Origin of the sequence: Lysinibacillus sp. NPDC093210, assembly GCF_044753985.1 — a bacterium.
GTDB lineage: Bacteria > Bacillota > Bacilli > Bacillales_A > Planococcaceae > Lysinibacillus.
Genome location: NZ_JBIVOE010000002.1, coordinates 646,004 through 670,242 on the forward strand (window position 1 = coordinate 646,004; position 24,239 = coordinate 670,242).

Below are 24,239 nucleotides of genomic sequence, written 5' to 3' on the forward strand. Positions count from 1 at the left end.
TAACAACATTTGCTATCACACCCGATGGTAAATACCATGTCTTGACGAATGTGAAATCAGATGCATCGCTCGCATCTGCTAGCTACTCCCCTTTAACAAAATGTCTAAGGATATTTCTTTTGTTCGTTTATTATAGCACTATCATTTAAAGCTGACAAAGAAATCCATCATTATTTAATTTGAATATGATAGTTTTTATCGTCTTTATGTGCTAGATAAAAATCCACCATTTTCGGCATTGTTTGTATAAAATCAGGACATGTAATATTTCCTTTTTGTAAAATAGCAACCGCTTCTGCTGTATCAAAGACAGCATTCCAAGTTAAATAATCTAAAGATTCTTGCTCAACACCTAGAAATTTTCGAATGAAAGGTACTTTTAACGATTTTTTTGCTAACGACAAAGGAAAACGTCCTTTAGGATAATGATCCGTTAATAATTTTACCATTGTGCGATATACCTCTTGTACAGGATGTGGGTTCGGATCTGTTAAATGTAGCGTTTTGCCTTCTGCACTCTTCTCATCCACTATATAAGTTGCGGCATTTATAATATAATCAACCGGCACAACATTAATAGCTGAGCTCGACAGCCCTATATAAGGTATAACCGGTAAACGTTTTAATTTATTCACCATATTTAAAAAGAAATATGGTCCATCAAATTTAATCGTTTCACCAGTCTCTGAATGTCCACGCACAATTCCTGGTCTAATAATCGTAATAGGAATCTCCGACTTTAAATCTTCTACACGATGCTCTGCCTCATATTTTGTTTCCTCATAATAGTTTTTAAAAGCAGGAGGTCGGATTAAATCATTTTCACGTAAAACTCCTTCACGTAGCCCAGCAACATATGCTGTACTAAAATACATATACCGCTTTAAATTTGGAAGTGTACGTACAAAATCATTTACCATCGCTGTTCCATGTACGTTGACCTTCCAAGCGATATCTCTAGGAACCGCTAAATCATAAATAGCTGCTAAATGCCAAAACACTTCAATTTGAGGCAGTAATTCCTGTACTACTTGATTTGTCATCCCTAAATTAGGTAGTGTAATGTCCCCTTCGACAATCTGTATCGTACAGTGAGGGTAGTCCAATTCTATTTTGCCTTTTTCAACATTTGCTTTTGGTATTTCCCCTGCTAGCACAATTGCGATAACCTTTTGCGTTTTATTTTTTTTAAATAGCTCTCGTATTAATTGACTTGAAATGAATCCTGGAAAACCCGTAAAAAAATGAACACCCATATCTCATTTCCCCCTTGTACTTAAGGCAATTTTCTAGTTTCTTTATCCATTAAGCTATAAACAGCTGGCACTATATATAATGTCAGCAAAGTCGAAGTAATAAGCCCACCAATTACAACAATGCCCATAGGCTGGTTCATCTCGGTACCTTCACCAATACCAAGTGCAAGTGGTAGCAAACCTAATATTGTTGTTAATGCTGTCATTAAGATTGGACGTAGTCGATCTTGTGTAGCAAGTAAAATCGCATCATATGACTTCATGCCATGCACCTTTTGCTGATTAATATAATCGACAAGTACAATACCGTTATTCACAACAATGCCAACGAGTACCAAAATACCAATAACAGATGTCACACCAAGTAGTGTTTTTGTAGCAAACATTGCAATCGTAACACCAATAATCATAAGTGGTACCGTAAACATAATAACGAAAGGATATTTAAATGACTCAAACTGCGCTGCCATTACAATATAGACAAGCACTACAGCTAAAGCAACGGCTAAAAGCATGTCATCAATTGCACTATCATAAAGCTCTCGATCCCCACTAAAAACAACTTGCGTTTCAGAAGGTAAATTAGCTTTTTCAAGAGCCTTATCGACCTCCTTTGAAATACCACCTAGTGACTCCTTCGCTGTATAATCAATGAAAAATGCAACTGCAGCAGCCTGATCAGAACGTCTAATGGATACTGGCCCTTCTTGTATTGATACGTCAGCGATTTCATCAAGCTTAACAAATAGTCCTGCAGGAGAACGAATCTCCATTGCCTTTAAAGACTCCACACTTTCATTAAATGCCTGTCCAAAGCCTGTATACACCGATAATACAGCTCCATCATCAGCAATCATTTGTGTCGTCAGCTGTCCCTTTGTCATTTGATTAACCGTTTGGGCTATTTGTGCCGGTAAAAAGCCGTAATCCTTTGCTTTTTCTCGATCTACCTCAATTTGAATTTCTTGAACTGTATTATCTAAATCTGTCATTACATTCGTGACAACGTTAATGCGCTTTAGCTCTTGCTGTACTTTTTCAACTGACTCTTGTAAACGTTGTTCATTTGAATCGGTTAATCGGAATGTCAATGTATTTGGAGATGAACCTGACGATGTAGAAACATTAAATGTAATTTCAGCTTGCTCGCCTAGCTCATTGTTTAAATCCTTTTCTACCTCTTCTACAAATTCAAAAATTGAGCGTTTACGATCTGCAAGTGGTACTAGCTTCACATAGACTTCCGCTCGATTTGCACTTGTTTGTCCACGTGATTGCGACTGCTGCGTACCGCCAATTAGGCTAACATAGACGTCAACATCTTGCTCTTCTTTTAAACGCTCCTCTATTGCTGCGACAACTTGTTCCGTTTTTGTTACTGTAGCCCCTCTGTCAAGATCTACACTAATAGACGCAAAACCTTCATCTGTTGCAGGTAAAAATTCCGTACCCATTCTCGATAAACCAAACACTGATAAGCTAAAGAGGATAACAGCCGACAAAATGACCAATAAACGATGCTTTAATACCCAAACAACGGAGGCATTATAGTGCTTATAAAAGGACGATGCTTTTCGAATTTCATTTATATTTTGGTCTTTTATTTTTAACAGACGACTTGCCAACATTGGTACAACTGTTAATGCTACTAATAGGGAGGCAATTAAACTGAAGGAAATCGTAAGTGCAAATTCCGTAAAGATTTGCCCGATTAAACCTTCTATAAACATTACTGGAATGAACACAGCAATTGTTGTCAATGTAGATGCTGTTATTGCTAGCGCCACTTCCTTGGTGCCTTGCATTGCTGCTTCTATTGGTTTCTTACCAAGCCCTAAATGTCGTTCCACATTTTCAATTACTACGATTGCATTATCAACGAGCATCCCAATGCCTAATGCCAGCGCACCTAATGTCATAATATTGAGAGTGAAATGAGCAAAATACATTAAGACAAATGTGACGATGACAGAATAAGGGATAGCAATACCGATGATAATTGGGCTTTTCACACCTCGTAAAAAGACAAATAGCACAAGCATTGCAAATAAGCCACCTAATAGTAATGAAGAACCTATGTTACTTATCGCTAAATTCACATAATTACCTTGATCTACTAATATGTCTGCTACTACACCTTTATATTGTTCCTGTGCTAGTAAGTCTTGTAAGGATTGTTGGAACGCTTTTGAGACTTCAGCAGTATTTGCCCCAGACTCTTGCAAAACGGACATTAATACAGCTGGATGGTCATTAGCACGCGTTTCTGTTAAAGATTTTTGCTCCGCACGCTCGACGGTCGCTACATCTCCTACCGTTAGTGTTTCACCATCTATCGGATTGACGGAGACAATTAAATCCGCAATATCTTCTGGTTTTGTTAATGTACTAACAATACGTGTCGTCAACATTTTGCCATCAGCAGTTAATACAGGTTCTCCAGGCAATGACACATTATTCGTTTGAATGATTTGGATAATATCAGCTTGGGTTAAGCCTTTTGCAATTAATTTTGATTCATCCAATGTTACTTGTACTTCTTCTACCAGCTTGCCGGATACATTTACACTTGCAACTCCTTCAGTACGACGAAGCTCTTTTTCCAATGATTCCGCCAATATACGCACGTCCACCTGATCATTTTCTGCACGTAAAGAGAGCTGAATGATTGGAAACTGTGACGGGTCAAATTTTAAAAAACTTGGCTTTTGTGCATCATTCGGTAGTGGTGTCATATCGATTCGCTGTAAAATATCGAGTTGAACCTCGTCAATATCCGTTGTCCAATTAAACTCTAGCACAATTAAATTTGAACCTTCCTGAGAGGTGGATTGAAGTTTTTTTATGCCTGGCAAGGTGGCCAATGTCGCCTCTAAAGGTTTCGTTACCTTTTCATTTACTTCCGTTGAGCTCGCACCCGGGTAGGAGGTAACAACGACACCAATGGGTGGATTTAATTCGGGAATTAAAGTGATTGGTATTTTTAACAATGATACGCCACCTAAAATAATTATTAGTAGCATCGAAACAAGTGTAAAAACAGGCCTTTTTATCGAAAAGTTGCTAATGTTCATTGTATATACTCCTTTTCTTTCTCTTCTTTCCTATGATAGCCGAAAAGGAGGATTTTTTATAAATTAATACATTATATTGAAACAATTTCATCCTAAAAAATAAAATTATTCGCATCATTACGCTACAGGCGGACACTTTCCGCGGGCAAGCACCGAGCCGCTTCCCTCGCTACGCTTAGTCCAGGGTCTCGGTTCGCTTGCTTTTCCCGAAGGAGTCGCCGCCTTCCGCTTCATTGAAATATTCATTATTTCCCAAGATAAACTATAGTCATTTCCTTATATTGTATATATTCTACATCAATCTCTTATTTTCCTTGTAAAAAAACACGAATCGATGAAATGTCGATTCGTGTTTCTTTTTATAGAAGGCTATATAATTTAATATTTTCGTTTTTATCTGAGAACCAACGCATAGCAAATTCATTTTCAAATAGGAAAACAAGATTGTCAAAGCGGTCTTTTACAAGCATTGAACGACTTGAAGACATCGATTCTTTTACATCGTCTTCATTTTCAATCCAACGTGCCATTTTTGAACCAATTGGTTCCATTCTTACTTCAACATTGTATTCATTTTTCATGCGGTGCTCAAATACTTCAAATTGTAATTGACCAACTGCACCTAAAATAACTTCTTCTGTATGAAGCGTTTTGTAGTATTGAATGGCACCCTCTTGCACTAATTGTAAAATCCCTTTATGGAATTGCTTCGATTTCATTACGTTTTTCGCTGTCACGCGAACAAATAGCTCAGGTGTGAACTGCGGTAATTTTTCAAATTGGAACGTTTTCTTGCCACCTACGACAGTGTCACCAATTTGATATGTTCCTGTATCATATAATCCAATAATATCTCCAGCCACTGCTACATCAACCGTTTCACGGTCGTCAGCTAGAAACTGTGTAGACTGTGTCACTTTAAAAGATTTACCTGTACGAGATAGCGTCATATTCATACCGCGCTCGAATTTACCAGATACGATACGTACAAAGGCAATACGGTCACGGTGTGCTGGGTTCATATTAGCTTGAATTTTGAAAATAAAGCCCGAAAACTCTGGATGCTCAACAGGGTCAATGAACTGCTCATCTTCTGTAATACGAGGTTGAGGTGTTGGAGCAAATTTTAAATAAGTTTCAAGGAATGTTTGTACCCCAAAGTTTGTTAAAGCCGAACCGAAGAACACAGGTGTTAATTCACCGCGGCGGATTTTTTCTTCTGAATAGGCATTACCTGCCTCATTAAGTAGCATAATGTCATCCATCGCTTGTGAGTAATATGAAGTGACTTTCATCGGATTGTCAACTGCTAACTCACCATTGTCATCGATTGGTAGGAAACGTTCTCCTTCTTCAGTACGGAATTGCTCAATACGTTTGTTATAACGGTCATAAATACCAAGGAATTCTTTCCCCATACCGATTGGCCAATTCATTGGGTATGCTTGAATACCAAGCACTTCTTCAAGCTCTTCAATTAGCTCAAGTGGCTCTTTCCCTTGACGGTCTAATTTATTGATAAATGTAAAAATTGGAATACCGCGCATTTTACAAACTTTAAATAGTTTTAATGTTTGTGCCTCAATCCCTTTAGCAGCATCTACAACCATGACAGCACTATCTACTGCCATTAATGTACGATACGTATCCTCAGAGAAATCTTGGTGTCCTGGTGTATCTAAAATATTTACGCGCGAACCACTATAATCAAACTGCATAACAGAAGATGTTACCGAAATACCACGTTGTTTTTCAATTTCCATCCAGTCAGATGTTGCAAATTTCCCTGATTTCTTACCTTTTACTGTACCTGCGTCACGAATCGCTCCGCCAAAAAGTAAAAGCTTTTCCGTAATCGTCGTTTTCCCAGCATCTGGGTGGCTGATAATAGCGAACGTACGGCGTGCTAATATATCTTTTTCTAAATTTGAAGTCATCTCTTCATTCTCCTTTTTTCATACCTACTAATAATAAAAGAAGTCTAGCCCTTCGTACAACCTTTTTACATGAATTCACCAAAAAGAAAACCCTTTAGTCACTACTAAAAGGGTTCAGACTGTCAATAAAAAATATTTTATTCATTAAATCATATACACTACGTTAAATTTTGTGCGAGTGTAGAAGCCTTCACTACGCTGACTTGCAAGGATGGGCTTGTCAGAAAAAATATCTTCCTGCACAAGCTGTTCCCCGTAATCATTTAAAAGGTTGTTACACAAATTAATTTAGACAAATTTTAGTTGTCCTGCCTCTATAGCAATTTCTGCATCACTATGTGGATATTTCGTATTTTCAATAATTTGATAATCTTCATGTCCTTTACCAGCAAAAATAATCATATCTCCTGGTTCAGCTACTTCTATTGCATGACGGACTGCTTCTGCGCGGTCTCCAATACATGCATAATTTTTATGCATCATACCTTTAGCAAGATCGCCTGTAATACTATCGTAATCCTCATAACGTGGGTCATCTGTCGTTAAAATTACATAATCTGCTGCAGATGCCTTTTCAGCCATTGCAGGGCGCTTAGATTTATCACGATTACCACCTGTGCCAACTAAGAAAATAAGCTTACCTTTTTTATATGGCGTAGCTGCAGCAATCGCCTTTTCAATAGCATCTGGTGTATGCGCGTAATCCACAAAAATTTGCACTGGCAAATCTGAGCATACTTTTTCCATACGTCCTTTTACTGGTGGTAATTGCTCTATCTGTTCAATAATTGCTTCCATTGAATAGCCTCTGCCATAAAATGCAACCATTGCAGCAAGAACATTATAAATATTGAACTCACCAAGTAAATGCATTTTTACTGGAAATATGCCTTCAGACATAACTACATCAAATGAAGTCATGTAATCATGATACTCACAGTTAATGGCACGGAAATCAGCTGTCTCATTGTTTAATCCATAAGTCCATACTGGGAATGGTGTCATTGCTGCATAGCGTTCTGACCAAGCATCATCTGCATTGAGCACAACTAGTTTATTTTTTTCTAAGTCTTGTCCAAGTTGAGAGAATAATAAGCCTTTCGCATTCCCATATTCCTCCATCGTACCATGGAAATCAAGATGATCATGAGTAAGATTCGTAAAAATTGCAACATCATAATCAACACCAGCTAAACGACCAAGAGCTAATCCATGAGAAGAAACCTCCATTGTCATTAAACGACAGCCTTCCATTTTTGCACGGAAAATCATTTGTTGCGTCGATAATGCATCACTTGTGGTATTTGCAGATTCATATAAAATACCATTTAAATTAAAACCAATTGTTCCTGATAATGCAGATTTCTCGCCCATACCATGCATGATATTTTGAATAATACCTGTTACAGATGTTTTACCATTCGTCCCTGTTACACCAATCATTGTCATATCTTTTGAAGGGTAATCAAAAAACTTCGCAGCTAACAAACCAACTGCACGATCTGTATCCTTCACGACAACTTGTGCAATCGCATCAGCTAATGGTAGTTCTCGTTCTGTGACAACAATAGTTGCACCACCCTCAACAGCTCTTTGCGCATAATCATGGCCATCCACTGTGTAACCTTTAATACATACAAACATGCTATTCGGTTGCACACTTCTAGAATCGATAACAATATCCGTCACTTGGTTTGGTAACACGCCAATTATTTTTTTCAAAGGTAATGCACTTAACAATTCCTCTGCATACATTTCATAGTCCTCCAATCAATCTCAACATTCATTTCATCATTCCTTGTTTTTCGACAAAAAAAGACAATCTGAATACCCCCACTTACCTAATGAATTTATTTTACTACTTATTCGCCTAGAAATGAAATGCCTCACGAAACGTTTTTTAAATGAAAACGCTACCATTTTAAAATTTAAGTTGGATTTTTCCTATCTTATCAAAAATCGGCATTTATCGACAACAATGAATCATGTATGATGGGAATATCGATTAAAAATTGAGGTGCTAAATATGCAACAATTGGAATTATTACGTATGCGCAATGAGATTATCGTGCTATTTTATGTGACAGCTATTTTTGCCTATGGAGTGCTCATTATGTTAGATCTCTATAGTAGCCTCGAAGTACTGATCGGTGTGTTGTTAATAATCTCTCTACCTTTACTGGCTGGTAAAATTTTAAAAATTAAACCAATTGCTATGCAATGGGTAATAATTATTTCAGGCAATATAGCTATCGTTTATCTTAATATTTTTAGCATTTCCTTAACTAGTTTTATTTGCTTTATTTTCTATATATTATTAATAACTATTTACCAATCGATAAAATTGAATACTTTTATTAGTATTGTTTCTTTGTTGGAAATTATAGCTCTTTCTTATTTTCACCGGATTTCAAGTGAATTCATTGTACATCCACGGTATTTCGAAACATTTATTTTTGTTGTACTGTTACTCACTATTGTTGGTTGGATTCAATCTCGCCATTTACAACATTTCTGGTATCGACTAAATGAGATGAACTTACAGAAAAAACAAGAGTTGCTTTCGCAAGAAGCCTATTTGCATTTGTTTTTCCAACATGCGAATGATTGTATTGCGGTTTTTAGTTTAGATAATCGCGTCATTGATGTAAATCCTGCTTTTGAGGAAGTATATGGTTGGACAAGTGCAGAAATTGTTGGCAAGAGCATCCCTCTCGTCCCTCCCGAAAATGTTTTGGAAGCAGAACAACGCTATGCAAGTTTATTAGAAGGAAAAAGTTTTAAACTGTTAGAAACACAAGATATGCGAAAAAATGGTACAGTTTTCGATGTCGAAATTTCACTCTCGCCTATCTATGACCGCACAAACAAAATGATCGCTATTTCTGCTATTTCACGCGATATTTCTTATAAAAAGGAAAATGAACAACTTTTACTACAATCAGAAAAGCTAAAAATGGCAGGCGAAATAGCGGCTGGGGTAGCACATGAAATCCGTAATCCTATGGCGGTTATATCAGGTTTTGTTCAAATGATGAGTACGGAAAAAGATTCAACCTGTTACGCATATACCGAAATAATCCAATCGGAAATCGAGCGTATTAATTTAATTATTGGTGAATTTTTAGTACTTTCCAAGCCTCATGTTGAACAATTAAAAATCGTATCGATTGACGACGTGATTAACAGTATTAGTCAACTATTTCATCTCGAATTTCAAAAACATAACATTATCTTTTCACTACATATCGTCAGCGAAGATAACCAAATTTTAGCTAATGAAAATCAGTTAAAACAGGTATTCATTAATATTATAAAAAATGCCATAGAAGCAATTGAAGCACGTACAACTGAAGGTGAAATCATTATTTTCATTGCTAAGGATACGGAAGGATTAATTATGGTGACGATTACAGATAATGGTATCGGAATGTCTGAGGCACTGATTAAACGTATTTTTGAACCTTTTTATACGACCAAGTCAACAGGAACAGGTCTTGGTATGCTCATATCAAATAAGATTATTCAGGAACATGGTGGTGCTATTGCTATTGAAAGCAAGTTAAACTATGGTTCAACTATAAAAATAAAACTACCGCCAGCAGAAAATAATGAGGTTGGAGGTGTCTAAAAGGATAAACAAGACACCTCCCTCAGCATTACTTCATAATAGTACGAATAAGCTTAACTTTTTGTTTATATGGTGGGAAAAGAATATTTGTTTCAAGCTTTGAAGATTTTTTTAATATTGATTTTGGATGTGTAAAATTATCAAAGCTTGCCTTCCCATGATAGGCATTAATCCCTGAAGGGCCAACCCCACCGAATGGCAAATGCTGATTTCCTACATGTGTTACCGTATCATTTATACAGCCACCGCCAAATGGTAGCTCCTCTAAAAAGTATTGAATGGCTTTTTCATGTTCAGAGAAAAAATATGCAGCTAATGGTTTAGGCAATTGACGAATTTGATGTATAGCAATTCGTAAATCATCATATACCATAACGGGTAAAATCGGTCCAAATAGCTCATCTTGCATTGAAGGACTTGACCACTTCACATATTCAATAATGGTTGGCTCTATATATAAATCATCACGATCTGTTCGCCCCCCATATGTAATTGTGTCCCGCTCCTCCACTAAAATTTTCTGCAGACGATCAAACTGTCTTATATTCACAATACGACCGTAATCCGGGCTTTTTATTGCATTTTTCCCGTAGAAAGAACGGACAGTGTCCTTTAACAATTTCATAAATCGATCATAAACGTCTTTATGGACAAGCAAATAGTCTGGAGCTACACACGTTTGACCAGTATTTGTGAATTTTCCCCAAGCAATTCGTTTGGCAGCAACTTCTAAATTTGCTGTTTGATCGACTATTGCTGGGCTTTTACCACCAAGTTCGAGTGCTATCGGAGTTAACCGTTCAGCTGCTGCTTTCGCCACTATTTTACCGACCGCTACACTTCCTGTGAAAAATATATAATCAAACGAAGCATGAATAAGTGCAGTTACTTCTTCCTTTTCACCTTCTACAACACGTATATAGGATGGATCGAATGTCTCCTCAATAATTTTTTTCACAATATTTGCTGTATGCACTGACGTTTCAGATGGCTTTACAATAGCTGTATTCCCACCAATAATCGCACCAATTAAAGGCTCCATCACAAGCTGAAATGGGTAATTAAATGGCCCAATAATTAACGTCACACCATAAGGCTCTCGAACAATAAAGCTTTTCCCCATTTGAAGGTGAATTGGAGTTTTAACTGTTTCAGGCTTCACCCATTCCTCTAAATTTTTCACCATATAAGAAATACTATCAAGAACAATTCCAATTTCTGTTGCATATGCCTCGAACTCACTTTTTCTTAAGTCTAAAAATAATGCATTCAAAATATCCTTTTCATACTTTAAAATACTTTTCTTTAAGTTTGTTAATTGATTTTTTCGAAATTTTACATCTTTTGTAGCGCGAGAAAAATAAAATTGTCGCTGCTCTGTAATCATATTTTCAACATCTTGTGGCGTAAAATTCATAAATAAACACCCCTTTTTTAAAATTGCGATACATAGTTTTGTCTTTTTTGAAACAAACTATCTTTGTCTATACGATACAACATTGAAGGATAAAAATCCTCCTTCTGAAATAGGTGATGATGTAAAAAAAAAGAAATAACAACTAATGATGCCATGTTTTTTTTTGTGAATCTCGGGAATTATACAATTACATATCGAATCGAAACGGGGGCGTAGATAAATGACAACAACAACAGGAACTTGGTGGGAATCCATTTTTTCAGGAGCTTTATCGCACGGGATATGTGAAGAGAAATTATCGTTATTACAAGATGAGGCTTTTTTATATCTTTCTACAATACCGTCGGAGCAAGATACTTTAATGGATGAACCTGAAGTAAATTAATAAAAGCGCATCATAGGTGGATATTTCCTATGATGCGCTTTTATACGTTAATTCACAGCTACAATGTGCTGGATTTTTTTAAGTTCTACATCAAGACGATTAATAGCTTCCTCCTCAATAGCAAAGCTGCCGTCCTCTAAACGTATAATTTGCTTGTCGATAATATAAACGGAATGGGCAATATCTGTAGCTCCTAATACAGCCAATACAGGTTTTAGAGCATATTCTAATGCAAGTAAATGCCCAATAGAGCCACCCACTGCAATAGGTAAAATCTTTTTACCTACTAACGCTTTTTGTGGCAATAAATCTAAATAGGTTTTTAATATTCCTGTATAAGATGCTTTATATATAGGTGTTAAAATGACAACAATATCAGCTTCCTCCACCTTTTGATTTTCTGCTTTTATGGCTTCACTTGCAAAGTTTGCAGTTATTAACGCAGCAGCAGGCAGTTCATGTACGTGAATTGTGTGTATTGTTGTACATTGAGCTGAAAAAAAACGCTCGACCTTCTCCTGAATCGCCGTCACACGCGAATACCTTGTATTACTACCATTAATGATCACTACTTTTGTCATCTTGCTCACTCCCTTTATTTTATTAAATAATTGACTACCCTATCTCGAAGTAGTAGGCCTTCCCGACAAATGAAGAAATATTTATTTTGTCATTATTACCAAATTGGTGACTCGTCTACGCAAAATCATTTTCTCAACATTTATCATTGTGTTTTGGCGTTCATTTCTCCCTTTGACAAAAAAGAGGTTTCTATATTTACAGTCAACAATTAAGCCGTTGTGTAAAATAGAAGCCTCTAGATGTCTAGCCAGCTTATTTTGTCTAATACCAAGTAATCTTATAAACTTAATTTACCATAATATTCGATAAAGTCAATAAGCTTTAATGGAATTTATATTTGAATACAAAAAGGTTGCCACAACAATAAGTGAACAACCTTCTCTCCATTTATTTTATTGATGAATCGCTTTGCCGAATACCGCTTTTGCAGCATCTCCAATATGCTCTGATACTGTAGGATGAGGAAAAATTATATTTGCTAATTCATTTACTGTACCACCAGCATTTTTCGTAGCTAAAATAGCATTAAGTATTTCTGTAGCACCATCAGCAACAACACATGCCCCTAATATATGCCCTTCCTCTTTCGTTACAACAAGCTTTATAAAACCTTCCACATTTCCTTCCATCAACGCCTTTGGATTTGTGTTAATTGGCATTTTTGTCACCGTATATGCTTGATGAACTTGATCTTCTAACAAGCCAAACGTCGCAATTTCAGGATGGGTATAAACACAACGCGGAATAAGTGCTTGTTCAACCAATGCTCGTGTAGCCCCTAAAATATAATCCACAACATAAATACCTTCCGCACTAGCAGCATGTGCTAACTGATAGCCTCCCACTAAGTCACCTATTGCGTAAATATGTGGATGACTTGTTTCATAATGCTTATTTACCGCTATTAAACGACCATCAAAATCAAGCTCTAGCTGTTGCGCAATTTCCGTATTTGGACGACGCCCTGTTGCAAATAATAAATTTTCGTATGTATAGATTCCTTTAGAGGTATGAATTTCATTGCCGTTAAATTGCTCAAATTGAAAGTTTGTCACAAGTTCGATACCGATATTTTTCATTTTCTCCCGAATAATTGGTCGTGCATCTGGTTCTTCCGTTTGTAAAATATCTTCACTATGATTCAACATCGTTACTTTCGTTCCAAGTGGTGCTAAGCTAAATGCCATTTCTACGGCAATTACGCCTCCACCAATAATCGTTAGCTGTTGTGGAAGTTCTTCCATATCAAAAAATGTATCCGTTGTATAATATGATGAGCTTTCTAGTCCTTTAAATGGAGGAACAAATGGCTTACTACCAGTTGCTAAAATAATATCTTTCGCTACAAAAGTTTCTTGACCGACCGTTACCGTTAAATCGGCAGCTACCGATGCCTCTCCACGATAAAATGTAATATAATTGCTCGCAATGAACTGTTCAATATTTTCTAAAAGCTCTTGAACGACTGTATTTTTACGTTGCATTAAACGAGGGAAGTTTACATTAACGACTGGCGTTTCAATTCCCCAATCATTGCCACGTTGTATTTCTTGCACTAATTTACTGTGCTCTAACAAAATTTTTGATGGAATACAGCCAACATTATAGCAAGCTCCGCCAACTTTATCACGTTCTACTAAAGCTACTTTCATACCACTTTTAGCCGCATGAATTGCTGACACATATCCTCCTGGACCTGCACCAATAATAGCGATATCAAATTGTTCCACGTCTATTCACCTCAATAATCACCTTAACATTTACAAAATTTCAATGCAATTGACATATCCTTCTTAAGTTACGATGGAGAAATTCACTTAATGAAAAAAGCCTCTCACATGAGAGACTTCTGTTCGAGACAACTACGGTAGTATCAGGTGGATATCTGCGTATAGCGAGATTTATTTGAAGCAAAGTAATTCCGCAGGACAAAGCGATACTTCTGAGAAACATAGCGGGATTTCTGCGGAACGAAGCATTATTTCCGCAATACAAAACCATATTTCCGCGATATGAAGCGTTTTTTCCGCGATACGAAGCATTTTTTCCGCGAAACAAAACCATATTCCCGCGTTATGAAGCGTTTTTTCCGCGATACAAAACCATATTCCCGCGTTATGAAGCATTATTTCCGCGATGCATAGCGGTTTTTATAGAAATTCTTATAGCGGAAAGCCTATTCTAGAGAGACTTGTTTTCAGTTACTTATTGAAATTAATCCAGAAAACTTCTTTACTTCCGTCTTGTTTAATAATAATCGTTTTAACGGAATAGCCTCCTGTTTCGTAAATTGCAATATTTTCTTCTGTTGACATTACTCTTGCATTCGAACTTGCTGCCACTCGGTAACCGCCAAATTCACGTTGTAGCTGACGCTCACCATTCACCATCTTATAAAGCTCAAACCGCGTCTCTTTAGCTTGCAGTGGTCCTTTATTCATATCACTTTTCAACCAAGCTTTTACTGTCACTTTATTTGTTGTAACTTGTGCTTCTACTTGAATATCCCGTTGTCGATATTGTTGCTCCGCATGTGTATAATTTTTTTCTAAAATCTTTTTTAATTCATGGGCTGACACTCGATTGCTAGAGTCAATTCGTTTAATGTGAACGGTACCCTCGCCAAATAAATTATAGCCACCCTGTGTAGAATAATCGATAGTATAACCCGCTTCTTTGACAGCCTGCTCGGCAATTCGATCATAAACACCGTATGGATAGGAAAAGGATTTAGGCGCTTTTCCCGTATATTTTTCAATTAGTTGATGTGCTTTTGTAATATCCTCTTGAATATATCGAAGGCGTTCCTCATTTGTAAGCGGCTCTCCATTTTTCTTTTGATTAAGTATCATTGCCTCGTGTTTCGGCTTATCATTGTTGCCACGCCAATGTAAATCATATGTATGGTTGCCGATATGAATAAATCCGGAATCGGACATTTCCTTTATTTGTTGCCAGTTCAACATTGGTACATTTTTTCTGAATCCTGTCTCCACATCATTTACGATTATAAACAATGTCGCTTGCATGCCCATTTCTTTCAAAATAGGATATGCAACCTTATATACACTTTCATAGCCATCATCTATCGTTAAAAATACAGACTTCTCAGGAATACGACCATGCCCTTGTAAATATGCGATTAGCTGATCCTCGGTAATTGTTGAGTAGCCATTGTCCTTTAGCATCTTCAACTGCTCACGAAATAGCTTTTCTGTAATATTTATATTGGCTATTTCCTTGTAATCACCAAATGAATGAAAGTTAATGACCGTAACACCTTTGGCATTACTATATTCATAAAATTTTGTTGGCTTTGCTGCCATCGCTTGATCTGACATTGCTATAAAGAAGCAAACAAGTACAACAAATACTATTATTCTCCTTAAATACTGCATAATATTGGTCCCTCTCTCAAACTATAGTCTATATTAAGTATATACGAAATAATGACAGACTGAAAGAGACTGTTCAACATCGAACAGTCTCTTTCATGTGATGAGCGATAAATTGTTTGAGTGCCTGACACTTAGCAAAGAAAGCAAAGATACTTAGCATAATATCGCTTCCTAAATAATAAAAATCATAAAATACATGGCTTGCATGGAAATTGTTTGAGTGCCTGGCACCTGCCATAGAACGTCCATCAATAAATATTGCGCTGCCAAAAGCGTTGCTGAGCAATGGCATCTACAAATTTTTTGGCAAATCCAGCATTTCCAGTTGCTAAAATAATTCCTGGCCCTACATTGGCATTGGACATATTAAAAAATGTTGTTCCTGTTGAAGCAATACCAATTGGTTTAAAATGTCTGTACGCCTCATTAATATAATTGACAATATAGGTGTTAAACTTTGCTTGATTGTCAGCTCGAACTCCGACAACATATAAAGAATCAAACAGCACCGCATCGGTCGTAATAAATGTATCAGTCGCTGTTAACTGTACACCATTAGTGCCCTTCACAACACCGAGTCTGTCAGAAATGATGCTATATCGAACTCCGTTCCTTGTTAAATACTTCAGTACTTCTCCAACCTCATTGGCGTCAAATCCATCACCTATTAATACCCCCACTTTAAGTGTCTGTGGCAATTTCACAGTATTTGCCTGGCTTAGTGCAGGTGATGATATAGTAACTTTTGATTGCTCACCTGTAGGTCGATTAACGCCAATATTATCAGCAACTATTGTAGCCATCTCTTTATCGACACGGACAAACATATCAACAACTTGCTGGCGAACGTATTTACTTTTCACCTTTCCTACCTCGAAGCTAAAGGCGTCAATGATATGTTGCTTTTCAGGTGGCGACATACTATTCCAAAATAGTCGAGCTTGTGAGAAATGGTCATTAAAGGACTTACTTCGAGCCCTTGTAATACGTCCCTCGACTTTTTCTTCATAATGCACAAATCCCCCTTCTTTTGCAGTTGATGTCGAAGGAGTATTGCCTGCAAGCGAATTTTTATGATAGCTCACCTTTCCCGTATTAATCGTTTGTCGACTAAATCCATTTCGTTGGTTATTATGAATAGGGCAAACTGGCCTATTAATAGGAATCTCAGCAAAGTTTGGTCCGCCTAGACGAAGAAGTTGTGTATCGATATATGAAAATAAGCGACCTTGTAGTAGCGGATCATTTGTAAAATCAATGCCCGGCACAACATTTCCAGGGTGAAAAGCGACTTGCTCGGTTTCAGCAAAAACATTATCCACATTGCGATTCAATGTCATTTTCCCGATTCTTTTGACAGGTACTAGCTCTTCTGGCCATAGTTTTGTTGCATCTAAAATATCAAAATCAAATCTAAATTCTTCCTCCGGCTCGATCATCTGGACACCAAGCTCATACTCTGGAAAATCCCCAATTTCAATTGATTCCCATAAATCTCGCCGTTGAAAATCGGAATCCTTGCCCCCAATAATTTGCGCTTCATCCCAAACAAGTGAGTGCACACCTAACACAGGCTTCCAATGAAATTTCACAAATCTGGATCTACCTTTGTCATTTACAAAACGAAACGTATGCACACCGAAGCCTTCCATCATCCGAAAACTTCTAGGAATCGTTCGATCAGACATATGCCACATAATCATATGTGCTATTTCCTGATTATTTGCAACGAAATCCCAAAACGTATCGTGTGCAGAAGCCGCTTGTGGCATATCATTATGAGGCTCAGGCTTTACAGCATGAATTAAATCTGGAAACTTAATAGCATCCTGAATAAAAAAAACTGGGATATTGTTGCCGACCAAATCATAATTGCCCTCTTCAGTGTAAAATTTCGTTGCAAACCCACGTACATCACGCGCCGTATCCATTGAGCCCAAGCTCCCTACTACTGTTGAAAACCTAACAAATACAGGTGTCTTTTTCCCAGGCTCCTGTAAAAAATCTGCTCTCGTATACTCTTTCATCGACTCATATAGTTCAAACTCTCCGTGCGCGGCAAATCCTCTAGCATGTACAACTCGTTCAGGAATCCGCTCATGGTCAAAATGTGTCATTTTTTCCCGAAAATGAAAATCCTCCATAATGGTTGGTCCACGAACGCCAGCTTTCAATGAATCTTCATCATTGGAAACCTTCAGCCCCTGATTGGTTGTCATCTTTTTCCCATCATTATTGACGCGAAATGCCTCTAGTTGTTGATCCTTCGCATTCTCAGTCAAATCCTTGCCCTGATTTGATTTAGACTTATCCACACGATCCCCTTTCCTCTTGTTCTAATTACGCTCTATATACACTGTATGTTTTTCTAAAATAAACATGAATGGAAGAGTCCATCAATAAAAAAGAACCTTGACTCAATAACGCCTGTCAAGGTTCCTTCATTCTCTATTTAGCTTTCGCTGTTGTCGTCATCTTCTCAAGCTGTCTAACTGTCGGTGTTAAATTAGCAAAGAAGTAGGCCTCGCGTAGCTTACGTGATGGTGTACTTCCCGCAATATAACCAGCTGAGCCATTATGTAGCATGTTGGCCTGCACTGCAGCCAATGTATTATAAACGACTTGTAAACGAAGCTGACAAATTGCTTGTAAATTTACTTCTCCAGATTGAATTAGTGTTTGAAGTGTTTCTTGTAAAAAATGTAGATTTTCTGTTAGTTCATCCGCTTGTACTTGCAAATATTCATTACAACCATTTTGCTTAGCCTTCACTTTTTCTATCCCTTCAATCGCTGAGTCTACGACACCAAAACCTAGTGGGATTTGATACAGTACAAATGTCGGGCGAATAGTATCTACAAATGTGCTTGCATCTTGTGCAATGACATAGTCATCGGCAACAAACACGTTGTCAAACTTACATGTATAGGTCGCACTGCCGTTGACACCTAAAAAGTGGATTTTTTCCTTTAGTGTAATATTTTCATTGTCTGTATTAACGAAAACCATCACTTCCTGCTCACCGTTATGGGCAATCGCCCCGAACCAGTGATTCGCTGCTAAGTTTGAAACAGCGGGTAACACTCCATTTACGACATAGCCGCCGTCCACACGCTCCGCTGATAAATGAAGCTTCTCTAGACCAGCATAAAACTTCATTGGATTCGATAAACCTGTCGCCCCTAGTACTTCTCCACGTTCTAGTAATGGTAAAATGTTTTCGCGTAATTGCTTATTATTCGTTTTACGTAAGTAAGTTAAAGCGGCAAGGTGGCACCATAGGCAAAATGCAGTTGTCATACAAACTTTCGCTGTCTCTTGTACAATCGTTAGCTCATCTAGTAGCGTTGTTTGTTCATCTTTTTGTGTTGAAGCAAAAAATCCTGCCTTGCCGAGCTCCAATAAAAAATCCTCCGCATAATAAGCTTCCTCATCAATCTTTTTTACGAACGGTTTTAATTTTTCTTCAATTAACGTTTGTAAAGCTACTGCATCTACTGCCATGGTTTCCACTCCTATCCTTTACTTATCAGCTAATTCAGTTAAAGACGTAATTGGTGTTTGCACTGCCTCACGAGCACGTTTTACAGCTGCTTCATCTGGTGCATCATAGAAGCACAGGCACTTTGTCATATCCTCACATACATATGTGCGAGAAAAATGTACTTCTGGAACTTCTTCATAGTGAACTGAGTTTTTCTTTTTACGTGCTAAATATTGATCCATTGTAATTTCTGCTGGAATTTCCCACTCTACTAAATAATTCACAACTTCTTGATTTGTTTTAACTTCATCCAGCTCTTTCCCAACTAGGCGAACTTCTTTTACTAAATCTGTTTGAATGTTTTGACCTGCAAGTGCAGTTGTTGCTTGACGTTCTTCATTTGCCTCCACGATAAAGTAAGCACGACTAAAATCCTTTGCTACTTGTACTTCGATAACAGTTACATCCTGCTCTTGTCCTACACGCTCTACTAATGCTGCAAATTGTTCTTTGTTCGTTACTTCATTAACTGTTGATTCTACTAAAAATAAACTCATAGTAAATACCTCCGAATAGTTTGTTTTTTCTTTATGTGAGTTATTTTATTATACTTACTTAATAAAAACAACTGAATTTACTAAAAATTATGATTTGTGCTACACTACTGCATGGAGGGAACACTATGAAAACACGATATGACTTACCATGCAATATTGCACAAACATTGAACATTATCGGTGATCGCTGGACATTGCTCATCTTACATGAACTTTTAATCGGTCAATCGAACTTTAATGACATTAAATTAAATTTGCCAGGTCTTTCAGCAAATTTATTGTCTGCACGCTTAAAATCATTAGAAGAAGCAGGTTTAGTTGCTTCCACACTTTACTCAGCACATCCGCCACGTTATGCCTATTCTTTAACTGAATCAGGAAAGGCATTAGAATCTGTATTTAATGCAATGATTTTATGGGGCAGCGAATATTTGGACCCTTGCTATAAAGAAATTGTTGATGCGCAGTCAGGTGACCGAGTAGAAATTGGTTACTATTCAAAAAACACAGGCGAGCGTAGCGATACGATTCAAATACGTGCCATTCAAAACGGAGCTAACCAATAATTCATTGGGCTAGCTCTTTTTTGCCCACTCTAAGCTCCTTGTCCGCCCCAAATTTTCGCAACCCATCCTTCAAAATAACGAATGACCTTGTCGAGCAACAAACCGAGTACGCCAATAACAATAATGGCCGCCATAACTAAATCTAGACTTAGTGAATTTCTAGCATCGACTATTAAAAAGCCTAATCCTGATTGCGCCCCCACCATTTCTCCAGCAACTAAGAATATCCACGCACTTCCTAATGCCATATGCAACCCATTTGCTATCATAGGGAATGCAGTTGGAAAAATAATTTTACGCATTAGGTTAAACTGCGACATTTCAAAATTGGCTGCAATTCGTAAATAAGTAGCATCGACTTTTTTCACAGCAGCCACTGTGGATAATAACACTGGGAAAAATGCTGCAATAAATATAATGACGATGGCTGGCATATTGCCAATGCCAAACCATAGTACGATAAAAGGTGACCAGGCAATCGGTGATACAGGACGTAGAATTTGTACAATCGGATCTAGCACTGCCCAAACTTTCACCAATCTCCCTACAACTAATCCGACAGTTACAGCGACTACAACCGCTAACAAATAACCGCTAAAAAAGCGAAATAAACTAATTTGTATATGCTCGAATATTGAGCCATCTTTGATGATATCTAGTAATGCCATAAAAACATCTAATGGCGGAGGAAATAATGCTGCATCATGATCACCAATAATCGTTACTACTTGCCAAACTCCTATTAATAACACGAATCCAAGTAAAATTGGTCCTATTTTTTTCATCATATGCACCCTACTATTCTTCCAATAATGTCGTATCAACAAATTCCTCATATGATGGTGGGTTCTCTGACAAGCCCATCTCTATTAAAGAATCTCTTAAAATAGCATACGCATCCGCTTCAATTTTCAAGTTGTGATACGAAATCCAATTTAATGATAAATCTAAAACATCTTTATCAACCTTAATGTATTTAGCAACAACATCATGTGCATGGTCTCCCTCTGCATTCATGAGTTCACCAGCAGCGGCATAATCTTTGACGAATTGTTTTGCAATATTTTTATTTTTTTCGATAAAATCATGACGGAGTACTAGTCCACAGTCAATTGAATCTGGCCAAATTTCCTCTGATTGGAATAACACTTTACCCTTTTCAAGTGCCACAGAAATAGCACCAAATGGTTCTGCTACTACATATCCTGCAATACGACCTTCTGCAAGCGCAGCTGGCATTTCTGCTGGTGGTAGCTCTACGACATTTACGTCCTCATAATTTAAGCCCGCGTTCTGTAACATGCGATATAACAAAATATTATGTGTAGAATATTTATTTGGAATCGCAAAACTTTTCCCTTTTAAGTCATCCACTTTTTTTATCGTTGGAGCAGCAACTAAAACATTGCCATCTCGATGTCCTAACGCTACTGCCTTTAAGTCAATTCCTTGTTCTTTTGCCTTCATCGCTAGTTGAATAAGAACTGAAGCACCATCAATTTTCCCTGTATTTAAAGCATCCATTAGCTCGGGCCATGAACCAAATTTCACAAGCTCAATGACATAATCTTCGTATTCTTTATCTGTTTGCATGTAAAGTGGTGCAGCATGCGTAATTGGTAAATACCCAATTTTCACTACCTTTTTATTGCCCTCTGTTTGCGATACTGCCCCTTCTTCATCCGTTCCACATGCCGCAAGTGTCAGCAAAAGTAGCAACGCTAGTAAAAATATGCCTAACTTCTTGTTCATCGTTTTACCCCCAATTTAAATGTTGTATTCAATCGTATCTTGCGGATGCGTAAACTGAAATTCATTGAAAATAATCTCACGAAAATGCTGGAATTCCGAATCAGAACGATCGCGTGGTTTCGTACTACGAATATGTAATTCACGATGGACGCGTCCGGGATTTGGACTCATAATAAAAATGCGATCTGCTAAATAAATAGCCTCGTCTATATCATGGGTTACCAATAAAATAGTTGTATGCTCCTTTTTTTGAATAGCAAGTAGCTCATCCTGTAAGTAATAACGTGTAAAGGTATCAAGTGCTGCAAACGGTTCGTCCATTAAAATAACCTCTGGACGAATCGCTAATGCGCGTGCAATGGCAACACGCTGTTGCATACCGCCCGATAATTCACTAGGTAATGCGCTTAATCGATTTTCTAAGCCAACAAGCTTCAAATAATACTGTGCACGTTGCTGTCGTTCACTCTTTGTTAAAGTCTCTCCCTCTAATGCGAGCTCTACATTTTTTTGCACAGAACGCCAAGGTAGTAATCCATAATTTTGCATGAGCATAATACAGCGTTTACTTGCTCTAGTAACAACTTGGTTTTCTAACAATACTTGTCCACTAGATGGTTGCTCAAAACCCCCAACTAAATTTAACAATGTACTTTTGCCACAACCACTCTTTCCTAATATGGCAATAACCTCTCCCTTTTGTATATCCAATGATATTTCATGGAGTACTGTCTGCTCAGCAAATGATTTACTAACTTGTTGAATAGAAATTAACGGTGCTGTCTTCATGCAATTGTCACCTCACACTTTAATCTTATAATTTTACTAGGTTTAATATGTTTTAAGTTATTTTATTATACTCAGTTTAAAATTTCAACCTAATTTCAAGAAATATATTTGTATTCCGACAATTCGCATAAAAAAACAGGTTTTCTATTTTTAGATAAAAAACCTGCAAACTATTCATCGCCTGTACTTAAATAATGCTTTACCTTTCTCATTACGTTAGCTGAACAAGACATCATATTTAGAATATGTATTGGATCATGTCATGTATATTGCAATAAGGATTATCACGGTTTTCTGTAGTTCGTAGGGACATCATTTCCGCGCAATTTTTAATGGCTACCTCATGAAGTAATGCAATCGGAGCAATAATAGACTCATCTGCCTTATGCCGGAAATATCGTGTTACCCCTAAATGCTCCTCCATCTTGTTGTTTAAAACAGCACGTGGATATTTTTCAGATACATCTACTTCTTCAAAATGTAGTAATAACCACAATTCAAATGCCTCATTCGAATAAGCGATGTGAATATTTTTTTCCTCACAGAACACATTTACTTCGTCTAGCTGTTTATCTGTTAAATCATCCTTATCAAATACAATCCATACTTCATCAAAATATTGATAGCTGGAATCACGGAAGGCGTGTTGTGCTAGCTTGATTGCAGAGCGCTTAACGTTTTTTATTTTGACACTCACTGTTTTCGAGCGTTTTAAAATACGCAATTGCTCAAAGTAAATGCGCTCCGTTTCTCCCTCACAATAAATTAATATTGTTTTACGTATTGTTCGATTGCCATGTTGATGTACGCTCACTGGTCAAATACCTCCACTTCACGTAAATATTGATTGGATAAGTATTCATTTATAACTGGTGTTGCAATGAGTTCACTAGAAAAAGATCGCCTTTCTTTTATTGTATGCATCTACTATGACTCATGCCAAATGCAACATTTGTCCGTGCCTTTAAAATCCATTTGATGAAAATGAACATAAGCAAACACCCCAAGAATCACTCCTTGGGGTGTTTGCTATTTTTACAAATTATGCTTTTACAGGTTCTCCACTAAATATTTTAAGGTTCATTGGTGCAGCCATAAAAGTTAGTGCTTTTTGAGTAAAAGCAGTGAAATGCTCACTCGTATTATGGATTGCAGTAGCTTCTACGTCTTTCCAAACTTCAACCATTGTATAATGGCAAGCATGTTCAGTAGACTTCATTAAATCGTAGCTAATGTTACCCTCTTCAGCTCTTGTTGCTGAAAGAAGGATCTTTGCTTCTTGCAAGAATGCTTGCTCTTGTTCCGGTTTTACTTGTAGGTGTGCGTGAATAATAATCATAGTTACCCATCCTTTTAATTAGATTCATTTATTGAACTACATGCTTATATTTAATAATTTTCAGATCAGTTT

19 protein-coding genes are annotated in these 24,239 nt (G+C 37.2%); 3 read left to right on the plus strand and 16 right to left on the minus strand.

From position 1 onward, the window contains the following. Positions 1 to 170: 170 nt before the first annotated feature. From ACIP9C_RS08640 to ACIP9C_RS08655, 4 genes are all read right to left on the minus strand, one after another. Entirely contained in the window at positions 171 to 1,256 is a 1,086-nt protein-coding gene (locus tag ACIP9C_RS08640) for an SDR family oxidoreductase (protein ID WP_401009690.1), read from the minus strand. 20 nt (positions 1,257 to 1,276) lie between these two features. Next, complete coding sequence (locus ACIP9C_RS08645; protein ID WP_401009692.1) at positions 1,277 to 4,330, minus strand: efflux RND transporter permease subunit; 3,054 nt, start codon at positions 4,328 to 4,330, stop codon at positions 1,277 to 1,279. 359 nt (positions 4,331 to 4,689) lie between these two features. After that, a complete protein-coding gene (locus tag ACIP9C_RS08650) occupies positions 4,690 to 6,267 on the minus strand; it encodes a peptide chain release factor 3 (protein ID WP_401009694.1) in 1,578 nt (525 codons plus the stop codon). Between the two features lie 288 nt (positions 6,268 to 6,555). Then, positions 6,556 to 8,022, minus strand: coding sequence for a UDP-N-acetylmuramoyl-L-alanyl-D-glutamate--2,6-diaminopimelate ligase (locus ACIP9C_RS08655; protein WP_401009695.1), 1,467 nt, complete (start codon positions 8,020 to 8,022; stop codon positions 6,556 to 6,558). Between the two features lie 271 nt (positions 8,023 to 8,293). On the opposite strand from ACIP9C_RS08655, the gene ACIP9C_RS08660 reads away from it, so the two are divergent. Beyond that, positions 8,294 to 9,898 (plus strand): two-component system sensor histidine kinase NtrB, encoded by a 1,605-nt coding sequence (locus ACIP9C_RS08660; RefSeq protein WP_401009697.1) that lies wholly within the window; start codon positions 8,294 to 8,296, stop codon positions 9,896 to 9,898. Positions 9,899 to 9,926: 28 nt separating this feature from the next. Here the strand turns inward: ACIP9C_RS08660 and ACIP9C_RS08665 are convergent, their stop codons facing one another. Continuing rightward, positions 9,927 to 11,315: an aldehyde dehydrogenase gene (locus tag ACIP9C_RS08665; protein ID WP_401009698.1), complete on the minus strand. Its 1,389-nt coding sequence runs from the start codon at positions 11,313 to 11,315 to the stop codon at positions 9,927 to 9,929. A gap of 220 nt (positions 11,316 to 11,535) precedes the next feature. On the opposite strand from ACIP9C_RS08665, the gene ACIP9C_RS08670 reads away from it, so the two are divergent. Beyond that, entirely contained in the window at positions 11,536 to 11,700 is a 165-nt protein-coding gene (locus tag ACIP9C_RS08670; protein ID WP_401009700.1) for a hypothetical protein, read from the plus strand. A 47-nt stretch (positions 11,701 to 11,747) separates the two neighbouring features. Here ACIP9C_RS08670 and ssuE read toward each other — a convergent pair whose 3' ends face one another. The 6 genes from ssuE to ACIP9C_RS08700 form a co-directional block, all read right to left on the minus strand. Further along, on the minus strand, positions 11,748 to 12,281 hold the full coding sequence (gene ssuE / locus ACIP9C_RS08675; RefSeq protein WP_401009702.1) for an NADPH-dependent FMN reductase: 534 nt from the start codon (positions 12,279 to 12,281) through the stop codon (positions 11,748 to 11,750). 393 nt (positions 12,282 to 12,674) lie between these two features. Continuing rightward, a complete protein-coding gene (gene lpdA / locus ACIP9C_RS08680; RefSeq protein ID WP_401009704.1) occupies positions 12,675 to 14,012 on the minus strand; it encodes a dihydrolipoyl dehydrogenase in 1,338 nt (445 codons plus the stop codon). Positions 14,013 to 14,483: 471 nt separating this feature from the next. Beyond that, on the minus strand, positions 14,484 to 15,680 hold the full coding sequence (locus tag ACIP9C_RS08685) for a polysaccharide deacetylase family protein (RefSeq protein WP_401009706.1): 1,197 nt from the start codon (positions 15,678 to 15,680) through the stop codon (positions 14,484 to 14,486). Between the two features lie 248 nt (positions 15,681 to 15,928). Continuing rightward, entirely contained in the window at positions 15,929 to 17,995 is a 2,067-nt protein-coding gene (locus tag ACIP9C_RS08690; protein ID WP_401009707.1) for a catalase, read from the minus strand. A gap of 133 nt (positions 17,996 to 18,128) precedes the next feature. Next, on the minus strand, positions 18,129 to 19,184 hold the full coding sequence (locus ACIP9C_RS08695; RefSeq protein ID WP_401009708.1) for an acyl-CoA dehydrogenase family protein: 1,056 nt from the start codon (positions 19,182 to 19,184) through the stop codon (positions 18,129 to 18,131). 18 nt (positions 19,185 to 19,202) lie between these two features. After that, on the minus strand, positions 19,203 to 19,721 hold the full coding sequence (locus ACIP9C_RS08700; RefSeq protein WP_401009709.1) for a DUF4242 domain-containing protein: 519 nt from the start codon (positions 19,719 to 19,721) through the stop codon (positions 19,203 to 19,205). Between the two features lie 125 nt (positions 19,722 to 19,846). Here ACIP9C_RS08700 and ACIP9C_RS08705 point away from each other — a divergent pair, with 125 nt between their 5' ends. Further along, positions 19,847 to 20,287: a winged helix-turn-helix transcriptional regulator gene (locus ACIP9C_RS08705; RefSeq protein ID WP_401009711.1), complete on the plus strand. Its 441-nt coding sequence runs from the start codon at positions 19,847 to 19,849 to the stop codon at positions 20,285 to 20,287. A gap of 29 nt (positions 20,288 to 20,316) precedes the next feature. On the opposite strand, the gene ACIP9C_RS08710 is transcribed toward ACIP9C_RS08705, so the two are convergent. From ACIP9C_RS08710 to ACIP9C_RS08730, 5 genes are all read right to left on the minus strand, one after another. Continuing rightward, positions 20,317 to 21,075, minus strand: a complete 759-nt coding sequence (locus ACIP9C_RS08710; RefSeq protein ID WP_401009713.1) for an ABC transporter permease — start codon at positions 21,073 to 21,075, stop codon at positions 20,317 to 20,319. Positions 21,076 to 21,085: 10 nt separating this feature from the next. Further along, positions 21,086 to 22,039: an ABC transporter substrate-binding protein gene (locus ACIP9C_RS08715; RefSeq protein ID WP_401009714.1), complete on the minus strand. Its 954-nt coding sequence runs from the start codon at positions 22,037 to 22,039 to the stop codon at positions 21,086 to 21,088. 15 nt (positions 22,040 to 22,054) lie between these two features. After that, positions 22,055 to 22,828: an ABC transporter ATP-binding protein gene (locus tag ACIP9C_RS08720; protein WP_401009715.1), complete on the minus strand. Its 774-nt coding sequence runs from the start codon at positions 22,826 to 22,828 to the stop codon at positions 22,055 to 22,057. 238 nt (positions 22,829 to 23,066) lie between these two features. Next, positions 23,067 to 23,642 carry an RloB family protein gene (locus ACIP9C_RS08725; RefSeq protein ID WP_401009717.1) on the minus strand — a complete coding sequence of 192 codons (576 nt, stop codon included), beginning with the start codon at positions 23,640 to 23,642 and terminating at the stop codon, positions 23,067 to 23,069. A gap of 228 nt (positions 23,643 to 23,870) precedes the next feature. Continuing rightward, positions 23,871 to 24,167, minus strand: coding sequence for a putative quinol monooxygenase (locus ACIP9C_RS08730; RefSeq protein ID WP_401009719.1), 297 nt, complete (start codon positions 24,165 to 24,167; stop codon positions 23,871 to 23,873). Positions 24,168 to 24,239: the final 72 nt, after the last annotated feature.

Bases quoted from the DNA above. Each gene is read 5' to 3' on its own strand.
- ACIP9C_RS08665 (WP_401009698.1), bottom strand. From the start codon at position 11,315: ATGAATTTTACGCCACAAGATGTTGAAAATATGATTACAGAGCAGCGA.
- ACIP9C_RS08730 (WP_401009719.1), bottom strand. From the start codon at position 24,167: ATGATTATTATTCACGCACACCTACAAGTAAAACCGGAACAAGAGCAA.
- ACIP9C_RS08640 (WP_401009690.1), bottom strand. From the start codon at position 1,256: ATGGGTGTTCATTTTTTTACGGGTTTTCCAGGATTCATTTCAAGTCAA.
- ACIP9C_RS08700 (WP_401009709.1), bottom strand. From the start codon at position 19,721: ATGAGTTTATTTTTAGTAGAATCAACAGTTAATGAAGTAACGAACAAA.
- ACIP9C_RS08695 (WP_401009708.1), bottom strand. From the start codon at position 19,184: ATGGCAGTAGATGCAGTAGCTTTACAAACGTTAATTGAAGAAAAATTA.
- ACIP9C_RS08720 (WP_401009715.1), bottom strand. From the start codon at position 22,828: ATGAAGACAGCACCGTTAATTTCTATTCAACAAGTTAGTAAATCATTT.
- ACIP9C_RS08670 (WP_401009700.1), top strand. From the start codon at position 11,536: ATGACAACAACAACAGGAACTTGGTGGGAATCCATTTTTTCAGGAGCT.
- ACIP9C_RS08685 (WP_401009706.1), bottom strand. From the start codon at position 15,680: ATGCAGTATTTAAGGAGAATAATAGTATTTGTTGTACTTGTTTGCTTC.
- ACIP9C_RS08650 (WP_401009694.1), bottom strand. From the start codon at position 6,267: ATGACTTCAAATTTAGAAAAAGATATATTAGCACGCCGTACGTTCGCT.
- ACIP9C_RS08660 (WP_401009697.1), top strand. From the start codon at position 8,294: ATGCAACAATTGGAATTATTACGTATGCGCAATGAGATTATCGTGCTA.
- ACIP9C_RS08715 (WP_401009714.1), bottom strand. From the start codon at position 22,039: ATGAACAAGAAGTTAGGCATATTTTTACTAGCGTTGCTACTTTTGCTG.
- ACIP9C_RS08710 (WP_401009713.1), bottom strand. From the start codon at position 21,075: ATGATGAAAAAAATAGGACCAATTTTACTTGGATTCGTGTTATTAATA.
- ACIP9C_RS08705 (WP_401009711.1), top strand. From the start codon at position 19,847: ATGAAAACACGATATGACTTACCATGCAATATTGCACAAACATTGAAC.
- ssuE (WP_401009702.1), bottom strand. From the start codon at position 12,281: ATGACAAAAGTAGTGATCATTAATGGTAGTAATACAAGGTATTCGCGT.
- ACIP9C_RS08645 (WP_401009692.1), bottom strand. From the start codon at position 4,330: ATGAACATTAGCAACTTTTCGATAAAAAGGCCTGTTTTTACACTTGTT.
- ACIP9C_RS08655 (WP_401009695.1), bottom strand. From the start codon at position 8,022: ATGTATGCAGAGGAATTGTTAAGTGCATTACCTTTGAAAAAAATAATT.